This is a genomic window from Oceanispirochaeta sp., from assembly GCF_027859075.1.
Classification (GTDB): Bacteria; Spirochaetota; Spirochaetia; order DSM-2461; family DSM-2461; genus Oceanispirochaeta.
Window position 1 is genome coordinate 1 of sequence record NZ_JAQIBL010000293.1, and the last position, 3,754, is coordinate 3,754.

At 42.3% G+C, this 3,754-nt stretch carries 6 protein-coding genes; all 6 read right to left on the reverse strand.

Going from position 1 to position 3,754, the window contains the following annotated elements; all coding sequences use genetic code 11:
* Window positions 1-740 (reverse strand): hypothetical protein (locus tag PF479_RS16355; protein WP_298008710.1); only part of this gene is annotated, 740 nt, incomplete at its 3' end.
* 193 nt (window positions 741-933) lie between these two features.
* A complete protein-coding gene (locus PF479_RS16360; RefSeq protein ID WP_298008713.1) occupies window positions 934-1,056 on the reverse strand; it encodes a hypothetical protein in 123 nt (40 codons plus the stop codon).
* On the reverse strand, window positions 1,053-1,232 hold the full coding sequence (locus tag PF479_RS16365; RefSeq protein ID WP_298008715.1) for a hypothetical protein: 180 nt from the start codon (window positions 1,230-1,232) through the stop codon (window positions 1,053-1,055). The genes PF479_RS16360 and PF479_RS16365 overlap by 4 nt, the downstream gene beginning before the upstream one ends.
* A 30-nt stretch (window positions 1,233-1,262) precedes the next feature.
* Window positions 1,263-2,519 carry an MFS transporter gene (locus PF479_RS16370; protein ID WP_298008718.1) on the reverse strand — a complete coding sequence of 419 codons (1,257 nt, stop codon included), beginning with the start codon at window positions 2,517-2,519 and terminating at the stop codon, window positions 1,263-1,265.
* 135 nt (window positions 2,520-2,654) lie between these two features.
* Window positions 2,655-3,104, reverse strand: coding sequence for a nucleotidyltransferase (locus PF479_RS16375; RefSeq protein WP_298008721.1), 450 nt, complete (start codon window positions 3,102-3,104; stop codon window positions 2,655-2,657).
* A 341-nt stretch (window positions 3,105-3,445) separates the two neighbouring features.
* On the reverse strand, window positions 3,446-3,754 hold a 309-nt coding region (locus tag PF479_RS16380; RefSeq protein WP_298008724.1), incomplete at its 5' end, for a hypothetical protein.

The following is a 3,754-nucleotide window of genomic DNA, read 5'->3' on the forward strand; positions in this document are numbered from 1 at the left end:
GTTATCTTCAGAAACAATGATTTTTCATACTCCTTATCCAGACCTCCGGTATGGCAGATTAAAGTACCTTCATTGTTGTATATAAAAATATGATTGTCCGGATTGTCTCTGTCGGTCCTGAGGATTTTCTCCAGCTCATTTACATCAATATTGGAGATCAGGGCTCCCTTCAGGGGTGCGTTGTTATTGGGAGTGGTCCCCATGAGAAGAGTCAGGGTGGGGAACTCGGTCTCTGCACCTGTATAGGTATTTTGAGTGATTCCCATGCGAGGCCAGTAACGGTCAATATAGGACCGGTCATAACCTTTCAGCAGATTCAAAACCTCACGGTCATAGAAGGTGTCGACCTTCTCCAATCCCGAAGAGGTCGTCAGGAAGTGACCCATCTGACCATTATAGATATACAGAGAATGGACGAGAGGATAGGCCATGAGCAGGTCATCCAGATAGTCAATACCTGCCAGCATCTCGGACTTTGTCAGATCACTGCCATACATCAGACGGGCCACCTGTACGTTGTTATAGCTGGCTTCCTTCAAACCGGGAATGATCTGGGCATGGAGGACATCAAAGAGGTGACTGACCTGACTGACTCCAATCTGGTTCCGTTCGGTGAAGGCATCCCGGATGACAGCCCGAGTTCTATTGATGAACAGACCGGTGGATAGAACAATTAAGAACAGACTCAATATAAGAAAAAGTCCCAGTATAGACAGGAAGTAGCTCTTTTCTTTTTTCATAAAGAGGGCGCATCTCCAGATAAGCATTAGGGTTTTTTTTATTATACATGAGAACTTTTACTCTGTGTAAAAAAGAGAAATGGGACAGATTTTGCAAATAGTTGAACAAAAAAAACCATCTCCATTTATTTTTGTAATAATGAGATCCTCTTATGTTACGGGAAGCCAAGAGAGAATCAGTTGTCAATTCCCGTTAAGGATGTTCACTGAAAGTCAGTGTTCCCACCATTCTGTTCTGCATTTTCAGTGTGATGACGAAACTGTCCCAGTTGTTTGCACAGGCAATCACAGCATCCGGCTTCTCCTGGTCTATCATCTTTTTCCAATCGGTATAGGCATTCCCCCCGTAAGGGCGCATTTAAGAACGGCATTCTCCCGGTGCCTGGAACAGACCGCCAGGAACTTCATCCCGGCAGGACGAAAATAGGGATAGATTCTCTTCGTCGACAGACGTCCCGTCCCGACGATGACTATATTCAATACCTGATTCATAAGAATTCTCCTTTTCAGTAAATGCAAAAACTAGCGCACATCCCTGATAGCCCAGACTTTTCTGCCCCTGGGTTCGGTTGTACGGGCAAAAAAGAATAAGGAGATAACTGCAGAAACAAAACAAATGAGAAAGACTACCGGATAGCCGAAGGACTCGGCAACCCAGGCAAAGCCGATGATAAGCAGCGATGCAGCTCCCACGAAAAATCCCACTAATCCGACATAGATCGGGATCTCATGATCTTCTCCGAATTCCATAGGCAGTGTAAAACAGCTGACCGACTGTACACATAGAACAAAAGATCCCAGGGCAATGGAGATCAACGAAATACCGTAAGAATGAGCAAAGACAATGTTCAGAGTTGCCAGGATAAGAGCTGCCGATCCCAGAAAATGATTAAACAGATGACCGTGACGATCTGAGAGAATTCCCAATAAGGGGTTGGCTATCAAATAGGTTCCGGCGGTTATGATTGTAAATGTTCCCACAGCACTACTGGGAAGATCATATTTTACCACCAGAAATACAGCAAAAAAGTTATAGGAAGCAAATGCCAGAGTAAAAAACACCCTTCCCCAGATATAATTCCTCAGATCCCGATTCTCTCTTAAAATCTTTTTTAAGCGCTCCAGAAACTCCTTCCGCTTTTGATTACGGGGAGCCTCAGAACTGGCATCCGGCTCCACCATCAATGTGAAAGAAGGAAGATAGAACATAAGAAATGAAAAGCCGATGAGCATGAGAACTGAAAAATTCTGAGGAAATAGCAGGTTTTTCAAGATCCAATTTATAAGGAGACCAGCCAGAAAGCCAAGCATATAACTTGCCAGATTCCTCAGAGCGAAGAGCCTGCCCCTCAATGAGACCGGTATTGTCTTGGCTGTTAAATACGTAAAGGCAGGGATGGTAATACCGCCTCCCAGGTTGGCTAGGAATACAGCCAGCATGATGGAAAAAATGGCAGCCTGTGGATGATCTGATGCAAAAAAGTAGCAGAATAGACCGCTGAATAACCAGGGAAGCCGTTGAAGCAGTCCGGATTTCAGAACCCAGGGTTTGTTTCTCAATTGCCCCTGAACCCTGCGGGCAACAAATATCGAGGGGAAAAAAATGCCCACATTGCGGACAGCAGGAATGAGGGAAATCACAAAATGGGACGCCCCCAGTTTTGAAAGGAAAACAGGAAGAACACTCTCCATGGATAAAAACATCATCCCGATAATAAAAGTGATTCCATCTATTGCATTGAGTGTAAAATTTCGCTTCAGATATTTTTGAGCTGTCATAACCCGATCCTACCAGTTTGGCACACTAGTGAACACTATTTATCCAAATTCTCGAATCTCTTTTTCAGTTCAAATTGAATCATGACAGAAAAGGGCCTCTGACTAAATTCAACAATCACAATTAGCTTGATGTTTTTATTTTAGATGCTCAAGATCATCCAAATCTTTATATCTATTTGATTTTCTCTTGTTTTCTTTAAGATCTGGTAGGGAAATGAGATTGATCATAATATCGTCAATCCTAACAATATTCCTGTTTGAATAACATGCTTCGAAATCAACACCATCAATTTCGTTCAGGATTTCAATCCGCATTGGAGGGAGTCCCATTCTGACAATATTTCCAGGTTCCAAAAATAAATCAACAGAAAGATCATTTGAGATCATACCGAATTCAATAAATACATCTTTTAATTTTTTAGCATTATTTTGATTAATGGCAACAAATATATCCATATCTGCAGTCGTTCTGGGATAACCGTAGTATCCTACGGCATACCCGCCTATCAGAAGATAATCAACTTTTTTCTCGTTTAACAACCTCAAGAACTCTTTGAAGTCTTCCGGAAGCGATTGAGACACCATATGCAGCCTGCCTGTTTATTTGAATGGCTTGTAGTCTTTCCTGAGGAGAACAGGAATGCCAATATTCATCATCAGAATTCTGTTTCAGAGTCGAAACAGAAACAACACTTCTATTCAGTTTCATTTTCATAATCTTCTATAATAATATCAATCATTTATGCACTTTGAAAGCAGTACAGGCTCTTATTCTATAGAAATCAATTGTACAGAAATACTGGGTGATTATCCATCAGGAGATTGTATTATACTTTTAACGTAACGGTAGATGCAGTCAAATGTTTCCTGAGAAGATATTTTTGCATCTATTTTATTTGTATTTTATCAATGTCAGAAATATATAATTAAAGAAGCCTTGAGAGTACGCTTTTAAAGGTAGTCCAATCTGCCCTCAACTGACCAGGATCATCCCCCCTCACAAACTCCAGGTAGGCGTATCGATCCCCTCCTCTGTCGGCTGCTTTTATAAAACGCCGCCATCGTTCCGCTCCCTCTTCCAAAGGCCGTCTTTCGATCCTTCTGTCGGGATCCCGAAACCCGGTAAGCCTCCATTGAAAAACATGCAGGTTCGTCAGTTTATCCACCAAATCTTCAAGAGAATTCAAGCAGGCCTGATCAGTCAGAACATGCGGGGGCTGCCAGTAATAGCGGAG